This window comes from Cupriavidus sp. HE11, assembly GCF_056097175.1.
The window spans coordinates 1,641,433-1,662,335 of record NZ_CP184464.1 but is presented as its reverse complement, the minus strand read 5'-3'; the positions used below and the strand labels follow the sequence as shown (position 1 = coordinate 1,662,335).

Below are 20,903 nucleotides of genomic sequence, written 5' to 3'. Positions count from 1 at the left end.
GGATCGTAGTCCACCTCCGGTGGAGAACCCTTGCGCTATCGCAACTACGCCGGGGTTTGCGAAACGGCCGTGGGCGGTGGGCGACAGGACGACGAATCGGCCAACCGTACCCATCGCATTTCCAGTCGCATCCCCAAAGGCGCACGGGCACGCAGTGGCACATTGATCTCGTCGTTACTACTCAAACTACCCACGGAGGACCTGAACGATGCTTGCCAGGACTGTAGTTGCCGCCATGCTTGCCAGTGTGTCTGGCACGTTGTGCGCCATGACTGCCGAAGCGCTGCAACGCGCAGACGCGCTTTACCAGGCCAATTGCGCGGTCTGCCATTCCGCCAGCCGGGGCGGTTACGTCGGGCCGGCCCTGCACAAGGACAGGCTCGTGCAGAGCGAGGCCGCGCTACGTGGCGCCATCATGACCGGTATTCCCGACACGCTGATGCCGCCGTTTCATTCGCGCATGTCCGATGCGGACATACGGCTGGTGGCCGAGTACATCCAGACCCAGCCCGTGGGCAAGCCGGAATGGTCGATGCAGCAGATTCGCGACAGCCTCGAAGTGCTCGTCGACGAATCCGCGCTACCGTCGAAGCCTACCTATCAGATCGGCTCGGTCTACGACCTGATGGTGGTCATGGCGCGTGGCCGCTATGGGCGCGGCACAGGCGCCGACAATGCGAAGACCGTCTTTCTGGATGGCACGACGAACAAGGTGGTTGGCGAAATTGCTACGCCGATCGCTCCCCACATCATGGAGTTCAGCCCGGTCGACGAGCGATGGTCCTGGCTGAAGAGTGACGATGGCCACGTCTACAAGATCGACCTCTACTCGCTCAAGGTCGTGCGCAAGGTCAAGACGGGTTTGACGGGGCCCGGTATCGCCGTGTCCATGGATGGCAAATGGCTGGCGGCCAGTTCGTTCGTGCCGAACCTGGTGGTGATTCTGAAGGCCGACACGCTGGAGCCCGTGAAGTACCTGCGGCTCGAAGGCAAGGATCCTGACGGCAAGTTCATCCAGTCGGCGGGCGGCCCGGTCATCGGTAGTCGCATCAACAACAAGTTTGCCCTGACGCTGCGCCAGGCCGGCCAGATCTGGATCGTCGATCCGGACCGGGAAGGCATGCCGGTGACGAGGCTGGAAGGCGTAGGCCGCATGCTGCACGACACGTTCCTGACGCCCGACGGGCGGTACTCGATGGTGGCGTCCTACGGCGATCACAAGATCGTGGCGATCGATCTCAAGGAAGACAAGGTGGCACGCGATATCCCGGCGGGCTGCCAGCCGCATGTGGGCTCCGGTGCCGTGACCCCGGTGAACGGGCGGATGCTGGCGTTCGGCACCAATATCGGCAAATGCGACAAGGGCGATGTCGTGACGGTGTGGGATACGAGCGACTTCTCGGTGGTGAAGAACATCAAGGTGGATGGCCCTACCGAATCGCCGGCCGCGCACCCCGATGCGCCGTATGTGGCCGTGGATATCGTCTCGAAGGACAGGAAGGCCGCGCACATCCAGCTGATCGACAAGCAGTCGCTCGAAGTCGTGCGCACCCTGGATGCCGGCGGTCATGCGTTCTTCCCCGAGTACACCCGGGACGGCAAGTACATGTATGTCAGCGCGGGTTACTACGGTGACCGACTGCGCGTGTACGACAGCAAGTCCCTGGCACTGGTGGCCGAACACAGGATGGAAAGCCCGGCGGGCATCTTCTCGCGTGCGCGCACGCAGTGGATCTCGGTCGGTTTGCCGCCGACGAGAAAGCACTGAGGAGAGTGGCCATGATCAAGCATCGAGGGAACAAGCTGGCCGCGTTGCTCGCCCTGTTGGCGGCCTCCACGGTCGCGCATGCGGCAACTGGCGCCACGGCCACGGCCACCGCGCCGGCTGCACCGTCCACGCCAGCCGCACCAAAGCTTGCCGATCAGGTGGCGGCCATCCTGCCGCTGTGCGCGTCGTGCCATGGTATCGACGGCATCAGCAGCGTCGGCCTGTATCCCAATCTTGCGGGACAGAAGCCGGAGTATCTCGCCAAGCAGTTGCGCGACTTCAAGGCCGCGCGGCGGGACGACGCCGTGATGCGCCCGATGGCCGAGCCGCTGGATGATGCCGCCATCGAAGCGTTGTCGCGGCATTTCGGCACAATGCCCGGCGCGCACTGAGGCGTCACACGGCCAGGCTGGCCGGTGCATTGGTGCCGGGTTGCTGCGAACGGCAACGGGTCACCGCCAGCCTGAGCCTGGCCATCGCCTCGCGGATCTGCGTAACGTTCTGCGATGCATAGCCAAGCAGCAGCACGCGGCTGCCGGACGCTGGAATATGCCCGCAGGCAGCCTCGTCCATGCGGTATAGCCTGACACCCTGCGCCAATGCGCTGTTGGCGATGTCGGTCGCATTCGGCTCGTCGGCCGGCAGGTGCAGTGCGACATGCATGCCTGTGCCGGTGCCACTGATCTGGCAACGGGCTCCCCAGACGTCGCGCAACCCCAGAAGCAGCGCGTCGCGCTGTTCTCGATAGCGACGGCGCAGCCGGTACAGGTGGCGGCTGTAGTCACCGTATTCGAATAGTCGGGCAAGCACGGCCTGTTCCAGCCAGGGGCATCCGTGATTGAGCAGCGCCTTGCGATGCGCGATGGCCTCCGTCAGCCACGGCGGGCACGCCATGAAGCCGAGCCGCAGGCCCGGCCCGAGCACCTTCGAGAACGAACCAATATAGACGACACGCGCGGGATCGAGCGCCATGAGCGGAGGCGGTGGTGCGCTGTCGTAGGCGAAGTCGCCGTCATAGTCGTCCTCGATGACGCAGGCGCCAACGTTTGCAGCCCAGTCGAGCAAGGCCCGCCGGCGGTCCAGCGACATCGTGTAGCCGAGCGGGTACTGATGCGATGGGGTGGTGTACGCCAGTTGCACCGGCGCATCCGGCAGCGCATGCGTGCATAGCCCGTCTGCATCGACGGGCACGGCGATCCGTACCGCGTGCGTGAGTTGGGGCAAGTTGCAGAAGCCCGCATAGCCGGGCGATTCCACCACGACGCGGTCGCCGTGCTGAACAAGTTGCGCGGCAAGCAGGTGCAGCGCCTCCTGGACACCGGCGACGATCAGGATCTGCGTGGGATCGACCGCCAGCGCCCGGGTGGCCGCCAGGTAATCGGCGATCTGCATGCGCAGTCCCCAGAGGCCTTCCGCCGACGGGTATTCGCTGATCGCATGCCGCATCTGGCGCAGCAGCGGGTTCGACAGCATCGCCCAGCGCCGGGCCGGAAACGCATCGGGCGCGGGACGCCCGATCTTGAAATCGAAGCTTACGGGACAGCGGGGCGGCGCGGCATGCACACCGGGCGGGAAGATGCCGGCGCCCGCCGGCGACGATCGCGATGAACGGGGCAGCGCATCGGGCTTGCTCGGCGTTGCAGCGGCCGTTGCCGGAGCTGTCACCGGCAGCGACGACGCACGGGGAATCGCCTCCGCCACATAGAAACCGCGACCGGGCTCGCCACGCAGCAGGCCGGCATCGGTCAGGCCTTCGTAGGCGCCGACGACGGTGTTTCGCGAAACACCCAGCATGGCAACCAGGCAGGCGATGGACGGGAGCCGGTCGTCTGGCTGGAGCCGGCCGGACAGGATCATGTGTTCCACCTGCCGCATGATCTGCCGCTTGTACGGCGCCGACCCATCGCGCAGGATCTCGATCGGCAGGGAAAAGGAATGGCGCTGCATGTGGCTGTATTGGGGACCTCGCCAGCCATCGTATGGCCGGTGCGCCGGACCATGCTTGTGCTGGCGCAAGACTATCGGCGGCGTGGCCGATTCCCGGGTGACGATTGGCGGCAGTGCCACACCGGCGCATACACATTCCGTCCGACGCGGCATGGAGTGGTATGGTTACGCCTTTCCCGGCTTTCCGATCTATTGCTGTCCCATGTCGCGCGCCCTGGCGATCCTCAAAGAAGTCTTCGGCTACCACGCATTCCGTGGTACGCAGGCGGAGATCATCGACCATGTAGCGGACGGCGGCGATTGCCTGGTGCTGATGCCCACGGGCGGTGGCAAGTCGCTCTGCTACCAGATTCCGGCGTTGCTGCGCCAGCAGGCCGGGCAAGGCGTGGGCATCGTGGTGTCGCCGCTGATCGCGCTGATGCAGGACCAGGTGGCGGCGCTGACCGAAGCCGGCGTCCGCGCGGCGGTGCTGAACTCCACCCTGAGCAGCAGCGAGGCCTCGGCGGTCGAGCGCGACCTGCTGGCTGGCCGGCTGGACATCCTCTATGTGGCGCCGGAGCGGCTGATGACGCCGCGCTTCCTGGATCTGCTGGACCGGACCCGCGTGGGTTTGTTCGCCATCGACGAGGCGCACTGCGTGTCGCAATGGGGCCACGACTTCCGGCCGGAATATATCCAGCTGTCGGTGCTGCACGAGCGCTTCCCGAATGTGCCGCGCATTGCGCTGACGGCCACGGCCGATGCGCTGACGCGTAACGAGATCATCGAGCGGCTGGCGCTCGACGATGCGCGGGTCTTCATTTCCAGCTTCGATCGTCCGAACATCCGCTACCGCATCGTCGAGAAGGACAACGCGCGGAACCAGCTGCTGGCCTTCATCAAGGCCGAGCACATGAATGGCGATGGCGGGCACGACAGCGGCATCGTCTATTGCCTGTCGCGCAAGAAGGTGGAAGACACCGCGCAATGGCTGGCAAGCCACGGCATCAATGCGCTGGGCTACCACGCCGGCATGGATGCGCAGGTGCGGCAGCATCACCAGGCCCGCTTTCGCGAGGAAGAGGGCATCGTGATGGTCGCCACCATCGCCTTTGGCATGGGCATCGACAAGCCCGATGTGCGGTTCGTGGCCCACCTGGACCTGCCGAAGAGCATGGAAGGTTACTACCAGGAAACCGGCCGGGCCGGCCGCGACGGGCTGCCTGCCAACGCCTGGATGGCCTACGGGCTCGGCGATGTCGTGCAGCAGAAGCGCATGATCGATGAGTCGGAGGCCGATGATGCCCACAAGCGCGTGTCATCGTCGAAGCTCGACGCGCTGCTGGGCCTGTGCGAAACGGCGGGCTGCCGGCGCGTGCGCATCCTGGCCTATTTCGAGGAATCGGCAGGCCCCTGCGGCAACTGCGATACGTGCCTTGAGCCGCCTGCCACCTGGGACGGCACACGCGAGGCGCAGATGGCGCTGTCGTGCGTGTACCGCACGGCACAGGCCAGCCGCGTGCATTTTGGCTCGACCCACCTGATCGACGTGCTGCGCGGCAATGCCAGCGAGAAGATCCGCCAGTGGGGCCACGACAAGGTGTCGACGTTCGGCATCGGCAAGGACCTGTCGGTGGCCGAATGGCATGCCATCTTCCGGCAACTGATCGCGCACGGCCTGCTGGTGATCGACCACGGCGGCCACGGCGCACTGCTGCTTGGCGATCCGGCGCGGTCGGTGCTCAAGGGCGAGCAGTCGGTCACGCTGCGGCGCCAGGTCAGCAAGCCGGGCAAGTCCGGCGAGCGGGCAGGGCGCGGCGGTCCTCGTACCGATCACACGGCCACGATGGATGCCGATACGCTGTCCAACTGGGAGGCGTTGCGTGCCTGGCGCACGGCTACCGCCAAATCGCACGGCGTGCCAGCCTATGTCATCTTCCACGACGCCACGCTGGCCGAGCTGGCGCGTAGCGCGCCGGAATCGCTGGACGAACTGGCCGAGGTGCCCGGTATTGGTGCATCCAAGCTCGAGCGATACGGCGAGGAAATCCTCGAAACGCTGCGCGAGGTCTGAGCGCGCCAGCCCGCTGCGGGCTGCCAGAAGGTATACGTCGCGTATACCCCTTGACCGTTGCCAACTGGCCTGCTAGAGTGCCAGATTCGAGTTTTTGGCTTTGGATTTCGCGCGTCCCTCGGAATTGTGCCTTCAGCGGCGCAGCCAGGCAGGCGGCAGCGGGATCCGGGCGAGCTCGCGCTCTTTGGCAAGTCTGTCACTTCACAGCCCTTCCTTCAGAGCGTTCTGCTCGCCTTTCCCGTCCAAAACCCGTAGTTGCCCCTTGGCCAGCGTCTGGCACAGGGGTGTTTTTGTAAAACCAAGCTGGATTGAACAATGCCAACTATCAACCAACTGGTTCGCAAGCCGCGCGTCTCTGAAGTCATCAAGAGCAAGAGCCCGGCGCTTGAGAACTGCCCCCAGCGTCGCGGCGTGTGCACCCGTGTGTACACCACGACGCCGAAGAAGCCGAACTCGGCACTGCGTAAGGTCGCCAAGGTGCGCCTGACCAACGGTTTCGAAGTCATTTCGTATATCGGCGGTGAAGGCCACAACCTGCAGGAACACTCGGTCGTGCTGATCCGCGGCGGCCGTGTGAAGGATCTGCCGGGTGTGCGTTACCACATCGTCCGTGGTTCGCTGGATCTGCAAGGCGTGAAGGACCGCAAGCAGGCCCGTTCGAAGTACGGTGCAAAGCGTCCGAAGGCTGCCTAAGCTTCTACGCAAAGCAATATCCGACAGCCGTGACAGGACGTCATGGAGTTGTCACCAGGCGGCGGTACAACGGAGCGTTTTTTGTGCGCCGTGCCGTCGAGTAAGTGGTCACCCGGCGAATTTGTCCAGCCAGTAGCGCTGGCAAGCTAGTTGGTGGCCGGAGAGCGGAAATATTTATCCCGCCTCTCAACTGAATCTTAAGGAAAGAAGATGCCACGTCGTCGTGAAGTCCCCAAGCGGGACGTTTTGCCTGATCCGAAGTTCGGTAACGTTGAAGTTGCCAAGTTCATGAACGTGCTGATGCTGGACGGCAAGAAGTCGGTTGCCGAACGTATCGTTTATGGCGCGTTCGACCAGATCGAAAAGAAGGCAGGCAAGGCCCCCATCGAAGTGTTCTCCGTTGCCATCAACAACGTGAAGCCGGTGGTGGAAGTGAAGAGCCGTCGCGTGGGCGGTGCAAACTATCAGGTTCCGGTCGAAGTCCGTCCGTCGCGTCGTTTGGCATTGGCGATGCGTTGGCTGCGCGAGGCCGCGAAAAAACGCAGCGAGAAGTCGATGGCGCTGCGCCTGGCAGGTGAGCTGATGGAAGCTGCAGAAGGCCGTGGTGGCGCAATGAAGAAGCGCGACGAAGTACACCGCATGGCCGAAGCCAACAAGGCGTTCTCGCACTTCCGCTTCTAAGGCGCGCGAAAAACGCTGTTGGTTGCCGGGCGGGCTGTGTTTTCACACATCTCGCCCGTTTGTGTTAAAGGCGCAGGTCATGAGATTTCTGCGCCTCATGGACGAATAGAGGATTAAAGTGGCTCGTAAGACTCCTATTGAGCGCTACCGTAACATCGGTATTTCGGCTCACATTGACGCGGGTAAAACCACCACGACCGAGCGGATCCTGTTCTACACCGGTGTGAACCACAAGATCGGTGAAGTGCATGATGGCGCGGCCACCATGGACTGGATGGAGCAGGAGCAGGAGCGTGGCATCACGATTACCTCCGCTGCTACCACCGCCTTCTGGAAGGGCATGGGCGGTAACTACCCCGAGCACCGCTTCAACATCATCGACACCCCGGGCCACGTGGACTTCACCATCGAGGTGGAGCGTTCCATGCGCGTGCTGGACGGTGCGTGCATGGTGTACTGCGCAGTGGGTGGCGTGCAGCCGCAGTCGGAAACCGTCTGGCGTCAGGCCAACAAGTACGGCGTGCCGCGTCTGGCGTTCGTCAACAAGATGGACCGTACCGGCGCGAACTTCTTCAAGGTCTACGACCAGCTGAAGACCCGCCTGAAGGCCAACCCGGTGCCCGTCGTCGTGCCTATCGGCGCTGAAGACGGCTTCCAGGGCGTGATCGACCTGCTGGAAATGAAGGCGATCATCTGGGACGAAGCCAGCCAGGGCGTGAAGTTCGAATACAAGGACATCCCGGCCGAGCTGCAGGACGTCGCTGACGAATGGCGCGAGAAGATGGTCGAGTCCGCCGCCGAAGCCAGCGAAGAGCTGATGGAAAAGTACCTGGGCGGCGAAGAGCTGACCCGCGCCGAGATCGTCAAGGCGCTGCGTGACCGTACCATCGCTTGCGAAATCCAGCCGATGCTGTGCGGCACCGCGTTCAAGAACAAGGGCGTGCAGCGTATGCTGGACGCCGTGATCGACTTCCTGCCGTCGCCGGTCGATATCCCGCCGGTCAAGGGCGTGGACGAAAGCGACGACGAGAAGAAGCTCGAGCGCAAGGCCGACGACAACGAGAAGTTCTCGGCACTGGCATTCAAGATCATGACCGACCCGTTCGTCGGCCAGCTGATCTTCTTCCGCGTCTACTCGGGCAAGATCAATTCGGGCGACACCGTGTACAACCCGGTGAAGCAGAAGAAGGAGCGTCTGGGCCGTATTCTGCAGATGCACGCCAACCAGCGCGAAGAAATCAAGGAAGTGCTGGCAGGCGACATCGCCGCTGCCGTGGGCCTGAAGGACGCCACCACGGGCGACACGCTGTGCGATCCGGCTGCGCCGATCGTGCTCGAGCGCATGGTGTTCCCGGAGCCGGTGATCTCGCAGGCTGTCGAGCCGAAGACCAAGGCTGACCAGGAAAAGATGGGTATCGCCCTGAACCGCCTGGCCGCTGAAGATCCGTCGTTCCGCGTGCGTACCGATGAAGAATCGGGCCAGACCATCATTTCGGGTATGGGCGAGCTCCACCTCGAAATTCTGGTCGACCGCATGAAGCGCGAATTCGGCGTGGAAGCCAACATCGGCGCGCCGCAGGTGGCTTACCGCGAAACCATTCGCAAGAAGGCCGAGGACATCGAAGGCAAGTTCGTCAAGCAGTCGGGCGGCCGCGGCCAGTACGGTCACGCCGTGATCACGCTGGAACCGCAAGAGCCGGGCAAGGGCTTCGAATTCGTCGACGCCATCAAGGGCGGTGTGATTCCTCGCGAATACATCCCGGCGGTCGAGAAGGGTATCGTCGACACGCTGCCGGCCGGTATCCTGGCTGGCTTCCCGGTGGTGGACGTGAAGGTCACGCTGACGTTCGGTTCGTACCACGACGTGGACTCGAACGAAAACGCGTTCCGCATGGCCGGCTCGATGGCTTTCAAGGAAGCCATGCGCAAGGCCAGCCCGGTTCTGCTCGAGCCGATGATGGCCGTGGAAGTGGAAACGCCGGAAGACTACACGGGTACCGTGATGGGCGATCTGTCGTCCCGCCGCGGCATCGTGCAGGGCATGGACGACATGGTTGGCGGCGGCAAGATCATCAAGGCCGAAGTCCCGCTGTCGGAAATGTTCGGTTACTCGACCGCGCTGCGTTCGGCCACGCAAGGCCGCGCCACGTACACCATGGAATTCAAGCACTACGCTGAGGCACCGAAGAACATCGCCGAAGCAGTGATGACGGCCAAGGGCAAGTAATAAAGCTTCGCCGCCATGCATGATCTGCGTGGCGGCGCAAAGAATTGAATCTGACTGTATTCCATTAGGAGCTGAAACATGGCAAAGGAAAAGTTCGAGCGGACCAAGCCGCACGTGAACGTAGGTACGATTGGTCACGTTGACCACGGCAAGACGACGCTGACGGCAGCGATTGCCACGGTGCTGGCTGCGAAGTTCGGCGGCGCCGCCAAGAAGTACGACGAAATCGACGCAGCGCCGGAAGAAAAGGCACGCGGCATCACGATCAACACCGCACACGTGGAATACGAGACGGCCAACCGCCACTACGCCCACGTTGACTGCCCGGGCCACGCTGACTATGTGAAGAACATGATCACGGGCGCTGCGCAGATGGACGGCGCGATCCTGGTTTGCTCGGCAGCTGACGGCCCGATGCCGCAAACGCGCGAGCACATCCTGCTGGCCCGCCAGGTTGGCGTGCCGTACATCATCGTGTTCCTGAACAAGTGCGACATGGTGGATGACGCCGAGCTGCTGGAACTGGTGGAAATGGAAGTGCGCGAACTTCTGTCGAAGTACGACTTCCCGGGCGACGACACCCCGATCATCAAGGGTTCGGCCAAGCTGGCGCTGGAAGGCGACAAGGGCGAGCTGGGCGAAGTGGCGATCATGAACCTGGCCGACGCACTGGACTCGTACATCCCGACGCCGGAGCGCGCCGTTGACGGTACGTTCCTGATGCCGGTGGAAGACGTGTTCTCGATCTCGGGCCGCGGTACCGTGGTGACGGGTCGTATCGAGCGTGGCGTGGTCAAGGTCGGCGAAGAAATCGAAATCGTGGGTATCCGCCCGACGGTGAAGACGACTTGCACGGGCGTGGAAATGTTCCGCAAGCTGCTGGACCAGGGTCAGGCTGGCGACAACGTGGGTCTGCTGCTGCGCGGCACGAAGCGCGAAGACGTGGAGCGTGGTCAAGTTCTGTGCAAGCCGGGCTCGATCAAGCCGCACACGCACTTCACGGGTGAGGTCTACATCCTGTCGAAGGACGAAGGTGGCCGTCACACGCCGTTCTTCAACAACTACCGCCCGCAGTTCTACTTCCGTACGACCGACGTGACTGGCTCGATCGAGCTGCCGAAGGACAAGGAAATGGTCATGCCGGGTGACAACGTGTCGATCACCGTCAAGCTGATCGCCCCGATCGCCATGGAAGAAGGCCTGCGCTTCGCTATCCGCGAAGGTGGTCGTACCGTCGGCGCCGGCGTTGTGGCAAAGATCCTCGACTAAGCAACCTTCCTGGGACATGCCCGCGGGCATGTCCCCTATAATCCGGGCTCACTGCCCATCGCTCTTTTAAGGAACAATCATGCAGAACCAGAAGATCCGTATCCGCCTGAAGGCTTTCGACTATCGCCTGATCGACCAGTCGGCCGCCGAAATCGTGGATACCGCCAAGCGTACCGGCGCGATCGTCAAGGGCCCGGTGCCCCTGCCGACCCGCATCCAGCGCTTCGACATCCTGCGTTCGCCGCACGTCAACAAGACCAGCCGCGATCAGTTCGAGATCCGTACTCACCAGCGCCTGATGGACATCGTCGATCCGACGGACAAGACCGTCGACGCGCTGATGAAGCTCGACCTGCCGGCCGGCGTGGACGTCGAGATCAAGGTGTAAGTATGTTTCGGACCGCTCCGGCGGCCTGATCCAGCGAAAGCGGCGAACTTCGGTTCGCCGTTTTTGTTTTGTGGGCCGGCGCCGTGCCTGGCGTCCCGAACGTCCCTGTTCAGCCCCGTCCGCGCCGCCGCAACGTCTCGGCCGGGCACTCTCCGAATGCACGCCGATACTCGGCGCTGAACCGCCCCAGGTGGGCAAAGCCCCAGCGCAACGCTGCGGCCGTGACCGACGACAGCGTCGCGTCATTAAGCAGATCCTGCCGTACCCGTTCCAGCCGCACCGTGCGCAGATAGGCCATCGGGCTCAGGCCGCGATGCTCGCGGAATCCGGCATAGAGGCTGCGCAGGCTGACGCCAGCCATCTCGGCCAGCTGCGCCGGCGTCAACGCGGCGTCGGCATGTGCATGGATATATTCCTCGACCACCTTCACATGGCGCGGTGCCAGGGGCTTGCCGTGCTGGCGCAGCGTGTCCGACAGGCTGTGCGGCTGGCAGGTCAGCAGCGTACCGATCACCAGTTGTTCGAGCTGGCACGCCGTCAGCGGATGGCTGGCTGCTTCGGGCGCGCGAGCCAGCGTTTCGGCCAGGTACTGGATCAGCGCGTGCCAGCCAGCGCCGCGCCAGGCCATGTCCAGTTGAAAACGCAGCGGCTGGTACGGCTTGTGCCCCAGGTAGGCGGAGCAGACCCGCTCCAGCGCGCTACGCTCGATGCGGACGATCAACTGGTCGTTGTCGGCGCTCCAGCGCATGCGCAGCGGCTCGCTCGGGGTCAGCACCGAGGCCAGGCCGGGATCGGAAACGATGTGCTGGCCGCCGCAATGGATATCGGCCTGGCCGGCCATCGGCATCTGCACCAGCAGAAAGTCGCCAAGCGGGCCAGGGTCGATCGTCACGTCGCCGCCGTAGGCCAGCCGGTTGAACGAGACCGCCCCAAGCGGCGCGTGATGCATCCGCGCGTGCAGTGCGCTGCCATGCAGGGTAAGCCGATGGGGTTTGAAGACGGCGCCGACCCGGGCGCGCGTGGTGTCGAGATCGTCGGAATCGAACACGAGTCGCGCGGGGTCGTGAAGCAGGGCGCCTGCCAGCGGCGGCGCGGCCGGGGCAGTGGGGGGCAGCTGCAGCATGTCTCGCTCCTGGCGGGCCGGCCCGGGCGCTGCCGCCTTTACGGGGGATTGGCCGTCCCCGGCACAGCGTGCGCACCACATGATCCCGGCGGCAATTCCGCCGGCTGGCACGGTGCGCGGCGGCAGAATCGCTGCGCACCACTATAGCGGATTCGCAAGTCCCCCCGTCGCGCGGCTTGAACAGCAACGCACTTTCCTGCACTAATCGGATAGTCGCTGCAGCCGGCGGCTAGTTTGCTGCACTGCGGGTCTCCGATCATGAAGACAAGGGCGGAGGCCCGCAGCGGCCATATCCACCGAACCCACAGGAGCAAGAAAGCATGGGCCAGACCATCCAGATCGAGACCCAGGACGGCAGTTTCAGCGGTTACCTCGCCACCCCGGCGGCCGGCAAGGGCCCCGGCATCGTGCTGTGCCAGGAGATTTTTGGCGTCAATGCCACGATGCGCCAGGTGGCGGACTACTACGCCGAGGAAGGCTATACCGTGCTGGTGCCGGACCTGTTCTGGCGCATCGCACCGGGCATCGAACTGACGGACCGGGGCGCCGACTTCCAGCGCGCGCTCGGGCTGTACCAGCAATTCGACGAGGACAAGGGCGTGCAGGACGTCGGTGCCGCCCTGGCCGCGTTGCGCCAGCGCCCCGAATGCGTGGGCCAGACCGGTGTGCTGGGCTTCTGCCTGGGCGGCAAGCTGGCCTACCTGGCGGCATGCCGGTTGCCCGACGTGGCCTGCGCGGTGGGCTATTACGGCGTGGGCATCGAGCACGCGCTGGCCGAGGCCGACAAGATCCGTGGCCGGCTGGTGCTGCATGTCGCGGAGCGCGATGGCTTTTGTCCGCCAGAAGCGCAGGCGCGCATCCGCGCGGCGCTGGACGGCCGCGCCAATGTCGAGCTGTATGTGTACCCGGGTATGGACCACGCCTTTGCGCGCGCCGGCGGCGAGCACTTCGACAAGGCATCGGCGCTGATGGCGCACCAGCGGTCCATCGCGGCACTGCGCGCCGAAATGGGGCCGCACTACGACTTCTCCGGGCTCTGGGACAAGCACTGCGAATACGAATTCGCCACCCGCGACGTCGACGCCACCATGGCCACGATGGTGCCCCAGCCCTACGTCAACCACATCCCGACGATGACCGGCGGCGTGGGCCATCGCGAGCTGAAGCGCTTCTACCAGCATCACTTCGTCCACAGCAATCCGCCCGATACCGCGCTGATTCCGCTGTCGCGCACGATTGGCGCCAGCCAGGTGGTGGACGAAATGCTGTTCTGCTTCACCCACACCTGCGAGATCGACTGGATGCTGCCCGGCGTGCCGCCAACCGGCAAGCGCGTGGAGGTGCCGCTGATCGCCATCGTCAAGTTCCGGGGCGACAAGCTCTATCACGAACACATCTACTGGGACCAGGCCAGCGTGCTGGTGCAGATCGGCCTGCTGGACCCCAAGGGTTTGCCGGTGGCCGGTGTGGAAACGGCGCGCAAGCTGCTCGACGAGACGTTGCCGTCCAACACGCTGATGGCGCGCTGGCAGCAAAGCGAAGGCAAATAGCCACCGCCCGGGTGGCACCGCCAGGGCGGCACGCCAGAGGCCGTCCGGCATCTCAACAGGAGACACCATCATGAAGGGCTTGCAGGACAAGGTTGCCGTCATATCCGGCGGGGCCACGCTGATCGGCGCGGGCGTTGCCCGTGCCTTTGTGGAAGCGGGCACGCGCGTGGCGATCCTCGATATCGACGCCGAAGGCGGCGAGCGCGTGGCCGCGGCGCTGGGGCCCATGGCGATGTTCATCCATGCCGACATCACGCAGGACGATCGGGTCAGCGGCGCCGTGGCGCAGGTGGCGAAACGCTTTGGCCAGATCGACTTCCTGGTCAACCTGGCCTGCACCTACCTGGATGATGGCTTCCGGTCCACGCGGGCCGACTGGCTGGCAGCGCTGGACGTGAACGTGGTCTCGGGCGTGATGCTCGCGCAGGCCGTGCATCCGCACATGCGTGCGCGTGGCGGCGGCGCCATCGTCAATTTCACAAGTATCTCGTCACGCGTGGCGCAGACCGGACGGTGGCTGTACCCGGTGTCGAAGGCGGCCATGGCGCAGCTGACGCGCAACATGGCGATGGACCTGGCGCCCGACCACATCCGCGTGAATTCGGTGTCGCCAGGCTGGACATGGTGCCGGCTGATGGACGAAGTGAGCGGTGGCAATCGCGCCCGCACCGACGCCGTGGCAGCACCGTTTCACCTGCTGGGCCGTGTTGGCGAGCCCGACGAGGTGGCGCAGGTGGTGTTGTTCCTGTGCTCCGATCACGCGAGCTTCGTGACCGGCGCCGACTACGCGGTAGACGGCGGCTACGCCGCCATGGGCCCAGAGCAGAACGTGCCCGCCATCGGCAAGCTCGCCGGCTGAACCCCTTCGAACATAGATCACGGAGACAACCATGAGCCAACGCATTGCCATCGTCGGGGCCGGCCAGTCCGGATTGCAGATGGCCCTGGGCCTGCAGGCCAGGGGCTATCGGGTGACGCTGCTGTCGAACCGCACGCCGGAGCAGATCCGCGCGGGCAAGGTGATGTCCAGCCAGTGCATGTTCGACCGGGCGCTGCAGACCGAGCGCGAACTCGGCCTGAACTGGTGGGACGATGCCTGTCCGCCGGTGGAGGGCATCGGACTGGCCGTGCCGCATCCCGAACAGCGCGCCGCGAAAGCTATCGACTGGGCCGCGCGGCTCGACCGTCCGGCGCAGGCCGTAGACCAGCGGCTGAAGATGCCGGCGTGGATGGAAGCGTTCGTGGCGCGCGGCGGGGATCTGCGCATTGTCGATGTCGGCGTCGACGAACTGGAGGAACTGACCCGCGAGCACGACCTGGTGCTGCTGGCGGCCGGCAAGGGCGAGATCGTCAGCCGTTTCGAGCGCGACGCCGCGCGCAGTCCCTTTGCCACGCCGCAACGTGCGCTGGCGCTGACGTACGTGACCGGGATGATGCCCAGCACGCCGTTCTCGCGCGTCTGCTTCAACCTGATTCCCGGTGTGGGCGAGTACTTCGTCTTTCCGGCGCTGACATTGTCCGGCCCATGCGAAATCATGGTGTTCGAAGGGATTCCCGGCGGCCCGATGGACCGTTGGTCCGACGCCCGCACCCCCGATGCGCACCTTGACGAGAGCCTGCGCATCCTGCGCACCTACCTGCCCTGGGAAGCCGAGCGGTGCGAACATGTGGCGCTGACCGACGCCAACGGCATCCTGTCCGGCCGCTTCGCGCCTACCGTGCGCAAGCCGGTCATGACACTGCCTTCGGGCCGGGTGGTCTTCGGCATGGCCGACGCGGTGGTCGTCAACGATCCCATCACGGGGCAGGGCTCGAACAACGCGGCCAAGTGCTGCAAGGTCTATCTGGACGCCATCCTGGCCCATGGCGACGGCCCGTTCGACGCCGACTGGATGAACGCTACCTTCGATACCTACTGGCAGTATGCGCAGTCCGTGGTGACCTGGACCAACTCGCTGCTTACGCCGCCACCGCCGCATATCCTTGGCCTGCTCGGCGCAGCGGGCCAGTCGCCGGTGCTGGCCGCCCGCATCGCCAACGGCTTCGACAATCCGCCCGACTACTTCCCGTGGTGGACCGACGCTGCGGCGTGCCAGCAGCTGATCGACCAGCAACTGGTCAAGGCGGCCTGAGATGGCGCCGCCGATCATGGAGCGCGCCGCCGCACCGTCTGCTGTCCCGGATCCGCGCGCCTTGCGTCGGGTTTGCGGACGCTTTGCCACCGGGGTGGCCATCATCGGCGCATGCGGGCCCGAGGGCAGGGCGGTTGGCCTGACCATCAATTCCTTCGCCTCGCTGTCGCTGGACCCGCCGCTGATTCTATGGAGCCTGGCGAGGCACTCGCCGAATGCCGGCCTGTTCGCGCCGGGCGGCGCGTTCGGCGTCAGCATCCTGCGCGCGGGCCACGGCGAACTGGCACGCCGCTTTGCGACGCCCCAGCCCGACAAGTTCGCCGATGTGCCGCACTGGCGATGCCCGGCCGGGGTGCCCTATCTGGACGAAGCACTCGCCACGCTGTCATGCAGCGTCCAGCGGGCCGATGCGCTGGGCGATCACCTGCTGATCGTCGGTGCCGTCGAAGGTTTTTCGGCCTCCGAGGGCGATCCGCTGGTGTTCTACGGGGGCGATTTCGTCCGCCTGGCTGCCTGAATTGCCTGCTTCGGCGGCTATCGCGTCGCCGCAAGTCGGCTTCGCGCCGCAATTTCACTAAATTCTGACGCCAGACGCACGGTCCGGCGCGGAATTCGGCAAATCATCTTGCCCTTTCCAAACTGCTGGGTTATATTGTAAGGCTACCCGTTTCTCCGGGTAGTGGGGGCCGTTTTGGTCAGCGCAATCCTTTTCGCGCAACCCGCAAATCGCACAGTTTCGTGTATCAATCAGCCCCGGCCAATCGCAGCTGGGAATGGAGCAAACCATGAGCCTTGGCCTTGTAGGTCGCAAGGTTGGCATGACCCGTATTTTCACGGACGACGGTGATTCGATTCCCGTTACCGTGGTCGAGGTCGGCGACAACCGCGTGACGCAAATCAAGACGGACGAGACCGACGGTTATACCGCGGTTCAAGTCACCTTCGGCAGCCGACGCGCAAGCCGCGTCACCAAGCCGCTGGCGGGTCATCTCGCCAAAGCCGGCGTGGAAGCTGGCGAAATCATCAAAGAATTCCGCATCGATGCAGCCAAGGCTGCCGAACTGCAAGCTGGCGGTTCGCTGTCGGTCGACCTGTTCCAGGTCGGTCAGAAGATCGACGTGCAGGGCGTGACCATCGGTAAGGGCTACGCCGGTACCATCAAGCGCTACCACTTCGCTTCGGGTCGTGCCACCCACGGTAACTCGCGTTCGCACAACGTGCCGGGTTCCATCGGTATGGCGCAGGATCCGGGCCGCGTGTTCCCGGGCAAGCGCATGACGGGTCACCTCGGTGACGTCACCCGCACGGTGCAAAACCTCGAGATCGCCAAGATCGACGCAGAGCGCAAGCTGCTGCTGGTCAAGGGCGCCATCCCCGGTTCCAAGGGCGGCAAGGTCATCGTGACCCCGGCCGTCAAGGCCAAAGCTTAAGGAGCGCATGTAATGGAACTCAAGCTCCTCCAGGACAACGGTCAAGTCGGCGCTGGCGTTGCAGCCTCGCCGGAAGTGTTCGGCCGTGACTACAACGAAGCTCTGGTTCACCAGATCGTCGTTGCCTATCAGGCGAACGCCCGTAGCGGTAACCGCAAGCAGAAGGACCGCGAAGAGGTCAAGCACACGACCAAGAAGCCGTGGCGCCAGAAGGGTACGGGCCGTGCTCGTGCCGGTATGTCGTCCTCGCCGCTGTGGCGTGGCGGTGGCCGTATCTTCCCGAATTCGCCGGAAGAGAACTTCAGCCAGAAGGTCAACAAGAAGATGTTCCGTGCCGGTATGCGCTCGATTTACTCGCAGCTCGCACGTGAAGGTCGTATCAACGTAGTGGACGGTTTCGCTGTCGACGCACCCAAGACGAAGCTGCTGGCCGACAAGTTCAAGGCCATGGGCCTGGACTCGGTGCTGATCATCACCGACAGCCTCGACGAAAACCTCTACCTGGCTTCGCGCAACCTGCCGAACGTGGCAGTCGTGGAGCCGCGTCACGCTGATCCGCTGTCGCTGGTGCACTACAAGAAGGTGCTCGTGACGAAGGCAGCTGTCGCGCAGATCGAGGAGTTGCTGAAATGACGCAAGTAGCCAAGAACGATCATCGTTTGATGCAGGTGCTGCTCGCGCCGGTGGTTTCCGAAAAGGCAACCCTGGTCGCCGACAAGAACGAACAGGTTGTGTTCGAAGTGGCTCGCGATGCCAACAAGGCAGAAGTGAAGGCCGCCGTCGAACTGCTGTTCAAGGTCGAGGTGCAGTCCGTTCAGATCCTGAACCAGAAGGGCAAGCAAAAGCGCTTTGGCCGCTTCATGGGCCGTCGCAACCACGTCAAGAAGGCATACGTGGCGCTGAAGCCGGGTCAGGAAATCAATTTTGAAGCGGAGGCCAAGTAATCATGGCACTCGTCAAGACCAAGCCGACTTCCCCGGGTCGTCGCTCGATGGTGAAGGTGGTCAACAAGGACCTTCACAAGGGCGCCCCGCACGCTCCGCTGCTGGAAAAGCAATTCCAGAAGTCGGGTCGTAACAACAACGGTCATATCACCACCCGCCACAAGGGCGGTGGTCATAAGCACCACTACCGCGTGGTCGACTTCAAGCGCAGCGACAAGGACGGCATCGCCGCCAAGGTCGAACGCCTGGAATACGATCCGAACCGCAGCGCAAACATCGCGCTGGTGCTGTTCGCCGACGGCGAGCGCCGCTACATCATCGCCACCAAGGGCATGGTAGCTGGCCAAGCTCTGATGAACGGCTCGGAAGCCCCGATCAAGGCCGGTAACAACCTGCCGATCCGCAACATCCCGGTTGGTACCACGATCAACAACGTGGAAATCCTGCCTGGCAAGGGCGCGCAAGTTGCCCGTGCTGCTGGTGGTTCCGCCGTGCTGCTGGCCCGTGAAGGCCTGTACGCTCAGGTTCGTCTGCGCTCCGGTGAAGTGCGTCGCGTGCATATCGAATGCCGCGCCACCATCGGTGAAGTGGGCAACGAAGAGCACAGCCTGCGTGTGATCGGCAAGGCCGGTGCCACGCGCTGGCGCGGTATTCGCCCGACCGTTCGCGGCGTGGTGATGAACCCGGTGGACCACCCGCATGGTGGTGGTGAAGGCAAGACTGCTGCTGGTCGCGACCCGGTTTCGCCGTGGGGTACCCCGGCCAAGGGTTACCGTACCCGCAGCAACAAGCGCACGGACAGCATGATCGTCCAGCGCCGCCACAAGCGCTAATCGGTAGGTAGGAGCTAAAGATATGACTCGTTCCGCAAAAAAGGGTCCGTTCTGCGACGACCATCTGCTGAAGAAGGTAGAAGCAGCTGCAGGCGGCAAGGACAAGAAGCCCATCAAGACATGGTCGCGTCGTTCGACGATCATGCCTGATTTCATCGGGCTGACGATCGCCGTTCACAACGGCCGTCAACACGTGCCTGTGTACGTGACGGAAAACATGGTTGGCCACAAGCTCGGCGAATTTGCGATCACTCGCACGTTCAAGGGCCATGCGGCTGACAAGAAAGCGAAGAGGTAAGGTGCCATCATGGAAGTGAAAGCGATTCATCGCGGTGCCCGTATCTCCGCCCAGAAGACGCGCCTGGTTGCTGACCAGATCCGCGGTCTGCCGATCGAGCGCGCGCTCAACATCCTGACGTTCAGCCCGAAAAAGGCTGCCGGGATCGTTAAGAAGGTGGTCGAATCGGCCATCGCCAACGCCGAGCACAACGAAGGCGCCGACATCGACGAACTGAAGGTCAAGACGATCTTCGTCGACAAGGCAACCTCGCTCAAGCGCTTCACCGCACGGGCGAAGGGCCGCGGCAACCGCATCGAGAAACAAACCTGTCACATCACTGTGACGCTCGGCAACTAAGGAGTCACGATGGGACAGAAGATTCATCCGACTGGCTTCCGTCTGGCCGTCAGCCGTAACTGGGCTTCGCGTTGGTACGCCAACAACACGAAGTTCGCCGGCATGCTGAAAGAAGACATCGAAGTTCGCGAGTTTCTGAAGAAGAAGCTCAAGAACGCATCGGTTGGCCGTGTTGTGATCGAGCGTCCGGCCCGTAATGCACGTATCACCATTTACAGCTCGCGTCCGGGCGTGGTGATCGGCAAGAAGGGTGAGGACATCGAACTGCTGAAGGCCGAGCTGCAACGTCGCATGGGTGTGCCCGTGCACGTGAACATCGAGGAAATCCGCAAGCCGGAAACCGATGCGCAGCTGATCGCCGATTCGATCACGCAGCAGCTCGAGCGCCGCATCATGTTCCGTCGCGCCATGAAGCGCGCGATGCAGAACGCCATGCGTCTGGGTGCCCAGGGCATCAAGATCATGAGCTCGGGTCGTCTGAACGGTATTGAAATCGCACGTACCGAGTGGTACCGCGAAGGCCGTGTGCCCCTGCACACCCTGCGTGCCGACATCGACTACGGCTTCTCGGAAGCCGAAACCACCTACGGCATCATCGGTGTCAAGGTGTGGGTCTACAAGGGCGATCACCTGGGCCGCAATGACGCGCCTGTGGTGGAAGAGCCGCAAGAAGACCGTCGTCGTCGTCCGGGTCGCCCGGAAGGCCGCCGCCGTGAAGGCGAAGGCCGTCCGTCGGGCAACCGCCGCGGTGGTGCCGGTGCTGGTCGTCGCGCTGCGCCTGGCGCAGACGCGAAGAGTGGAGAATAAGAATGCTGCAACCTAAGCGTAGGAAGTATCGCAAGGAGCAGAAGGGCCGCAACACGGGTAAGGCTACCCGTGGTAACGCCGTGTCTTTCGGCGAATTCGGCCTGAAGGCAATGGGCCGTGGCCGTCTGACCGCTCGCCAGATCGAGTCGGCACGTCGTGCGATGACCCGTCACATCAAGCGTGGCGGCCGCATCTGGATCCGGATTTTCCCGGACAAGCCGATTTCGAAGAAGCCTGCCGAAGTCCGTATGGGTAACGGTAAGGGCAACCCGGAATACTACGTGGCTGAAATTCAGCCGGGCAAGATGCTGTACGAAATGGATGGCGTGAGCGAAGAGCTGGCACGTGAGGCGTTCCGTCTCGCCGCCGCCAAGCTGCCGATCGCCACGAATTTCGTGGTGCGTCAGGTCGGTACGTAAGG

22 protein-coding genes are annotated in these 20,903 nt (G+C 63.7%); 20 read left to right on the top strand and 2 right to left on the bottom strand.

Translation table 11 applies throughout. The features are described 5' to 3' along the window. Positions 1–208: 208 nt before the first annotated feature. Entirely contained in the window at positions 209–1,768 is a 1,560-nt protein-coding gene (locus ACOABP_RS07770; RefSeq protein ID WP_474227620.1) for a cytochrome D1 domain-containing protein, read from the top strand. An 11-nt stretch (positions 1,769–1,779) separates the two neighbouring features. Next, a complete protein-coding gene (locus tag ACOABP_RS07765) occupies positions 1,780–2,160 on the top strand; it encodes a c-type cytochrome (protein ID WP_474227619.1) in 381 nt (126 codons plus the stop codon). Between the two features lie 4 nt (positions 2,161–2,164). Here the strand turns inward: ACOABP_RS07765 and pdxR are convergent, their stop codons facing one another. Beyond that, positions 2,165–3,715 carry a MocR-like pyridoxine biosynthesis transcription factor PdxR gene (pdxR, locus tag ACOABP_RS07760; protein ID WP_474227618.1) on the bottom strand — a complete coding sequence of 517 codons (1,551 nt, stop codon included), beginning with the start codon at positions 3,713–3,715 and terminating at the stop codon, positions 2,165–2,167. A 202-nt stretch (positions 3,716–3,917) separates the two neighbouring features. Here pdxR and recQ point away from each other — a divergent pair, with 202 nt between their 5' ends. From recQ to rpsJ, 6 genes are all read left to right on the top strand, one after another. Beyond that, positions 3,918–5,768 (top strand): DNA helicase RecQ, encoded by a 1,851-nt coding sequence (recQ, locus tag ACOABP_RS07755; RefSeq protein WP_066734319.1) that lies wholly within the window; start codon positions 3,918–3,920, stop codon positions 5,766–5,768. A 315-nt stretch (positions 5,769–6,083) separates the two neighbouring features. Then, positions 6,084–6,461, top strand: a complete 378-nt coding sequence (gene rpsL, locus ACOABP_RS07750; RefSeq protein ID WP_006576501.1) for a 30S ribosomal protein S12 — start codon at positions 6,084–6,086, stop codon at positions 6,459–6,461. A 210-nt stretch (positions 6,462–6,671) separates the two neighbouring features. Then, on the top strand, positions 6,672–7,142 hold the full coding sequence (gene rpsG / locus ACOABP_RS07745) for a 30S ribosomal protein S7 (RefSeq protein ID WP_066734316.1): 471 nt from the start codon (positions 6,672–6,674) through the stop codon (positions 7,140–7,142). A gap of 118 nt (positions 7,143–7,260) precedes the next feature. Beyond that, positions 7,261–9,369, top strand: a complete 2,109-nt coding sequence (gene fusA, locus ACOABP_RS07740) for an elongation factor G (RefSeq protein WP_474227617.1) — start codon at positions 7,261–7,263, stop codon at positions 9,367–9,369. A gap of 78 nt (positions 9,370–9,447) precedes the next feature. Beyond that, positions 9,448–10,638 carry an elongation factor Tu gene (tuf, locus tag ACOABP_RS07735; protein WP_029051586.1) on the top strand — a complete coding sequence of 397 codons (1,191 nt, stop codon included), beginning with the start codon at positions 9,448–9,450 and terminating at the stop codon, positions 10,636–10,638. Positions 10,639–10,717: 79 nt separating this feature from the next. Beyond that, positions 10,718–11,026 carry a 30S ribosomal protein S10 gene (rpsJ, locus tag ACOABP_RS07730; RefSeq protein WP_006160488.1) on the top strand — a complete coding sequence of 103 codons (309 nt, stop codon included), beginning with the start codon at positions 10,718–10,720 and terminating at the stop codon, positions 11,024–11,026. A gap of 109 nt (positions 11,027–11,135) precedes the next feature. Here rpsJ and ACOABP_RS07725 read toward each other — a convergent pair whose 3' ends face one another. Next, positions 11,136–12,149 carry an AraC family transcriptional regulator gene (locus tag ACOABP_RS07725; RefSeq protein ID WP_474227616.1) on the bottom strand — a complete coding sequence of 338 codons (1,014 nt, stop codon included), beginning with the start codon at positions 12,147–12,149 and terminating at the stop codon, positions 11,136–11,138. 320 nt (positions 12,150–12,469) lie between these two features. Between ACOABP_RS07725 and ACOABP_RS07720 the strand changes: the two genes are divergently transcribed. The 12 genes from ACOABP_RS07720 (at position 12,470) to rplP (ending at position 20,901) form a co-directional block, all read left to right on the top strand. Then, positions 12,470–13,699 (top strand): dienelactone hydrolase family protein, encoded by a 1,230-nt coding sequence (locus ACOABP_RS07720; protein ID WP_474227615.1) that lies wholly within the window; start codon positions 12,470–12,472, stop codon positions 13,697–13,699. A 70-nt stretch (positions 13,700–13,769) separates the two neighbouring features. Then, a complete protein-coding gene (locus tag ACOABP_RS07715; RefSeq protein WP_474227614.1) occupies positions 13,770–14,558 on the top strand; it encodes an SDR family oxidoreductase in 789 nt (262 codons plus the stop codon). A 31-nt stretch (positions 14,559–14,589) separates the two neighbouring features. After that, positions 14,590–15,831, top strand: a complete 1,242-nt coding sequence (locus ACOABP_RS07710) for a styrene monooxygenase/indole monooxygenase family protein (protein ID WP_474227613.1) — start codon at positions 14,590–14,592, stop codon at positions 15,829–15,831. Position 15,832: 1 nt separating this feature from the next. Continuing rightward, positions 15,833–16,348 (top strand): flavin reductase family protein, encoded by a 516-nt coding sequence (locus ACOABP_RS07705; protein WP_474227612.1) that lies wholly within the window; start codon positions 15,833–15,835, stop codon positions 16,346–16,348. Between the two features lie 268 nt (positions 16,349–16,616). Continuing rightward, positions 16,617–17,261: a 50S ribosomal protein L3 gene (gene rplC, locus ACOABP_RS07700; protein ID WP_066731279.1), complete on the top strand. Its 645-nt coding sequence runs from the start codon at positions 16,617–16,619 to the stop codon at positions 17,259–17,261. Between the two features lie 12 nt (positions 17,262–17,273). Further along, positions 17,274–17,894: a 50S ribosomal protein L4 gene (gene rplD / locus ACOABP_RS07695; protein WP_066731257.1), complete on the top strand. Its 621-nt coding sequence runs from the start codon at positions 17,274–17,276 to the stop codon at positions 17,892–17,894. After that, positions 17,891–18,205, top strand: a complete 315-nt coding sequence (gene rplW, locus ACOABP_RS07690) for a 50S ribosomal protein L23 (RefSeq protein ID WP_061956557.1) — start codon at positions 17,891–17,893, stop codon at positions 18,203–18,205. The genes rplD and rplW overlap by 4 nt, the downstream gene beginning before the upstream one ends. Before the next feature lie 2 nt (positions 18,206–18,207). Continuing rightward, a complete protein-coding gene (rplB, locus tag ACOABP_RS07685; RefSeq protein WP_092602202.1) occupies positions 18,208–19,038 on the top strand; it encodes a 50S ribosomal protein L2 in 831 nt (276 codons plus the stop codon). 22 nt (positions 19,039–19,060) lie between these two features. Then, complete coding sequence (gene rpsS, locus ACOABP_RS07680) at positions 19,061–19,336, top strand: 30S ribosomal protein S19 (RefSeq protein WP_066731252.1); 276 nt, start codon at positions 19,061–19,063, stop codon at positions 19,334–19,336. Between the two features lie 9 nt (positions 19,337–19,345). Beyond that, positions 19,346–19,675, top strand: coding sequence for a 50S ribosomal protein L22 (gene rplV / locus ACOABP_RS07675; RefSeq protein WP_066731251.1), 330 nt, complete (start codon positions 19,346–19,348; stop codon positions 19,673–19,675). Between the two features lie 9 nt (positions 19,676–19,684). Continuing rightward, entirely contained in the window at positions 19,685–20,482 is a 798-nt protein-coding gene (rpsC, locus tag ACOABP_RS07670; RefSeq protein WP_066731250.1) for a 30S ribosomal protein S3, read from the top strand. Between the two features lie 2 nt (positions 20,483–20,484). Beyond that, positions 20,485–20,901: a 50S ribosomal protein L16 gene (rplP, locus tag ACOABP_RS07665; RefSeq protein ID WP_006576240.1), complete on the top strand. Its 417-nt coding sequence runs from the start codon at positions 20,485–20,487 to the stop codon at positions 20,899–20,901. The last annotated feature ends 2 nt before the right edge of the window (positions 20,902–20,903 follow it).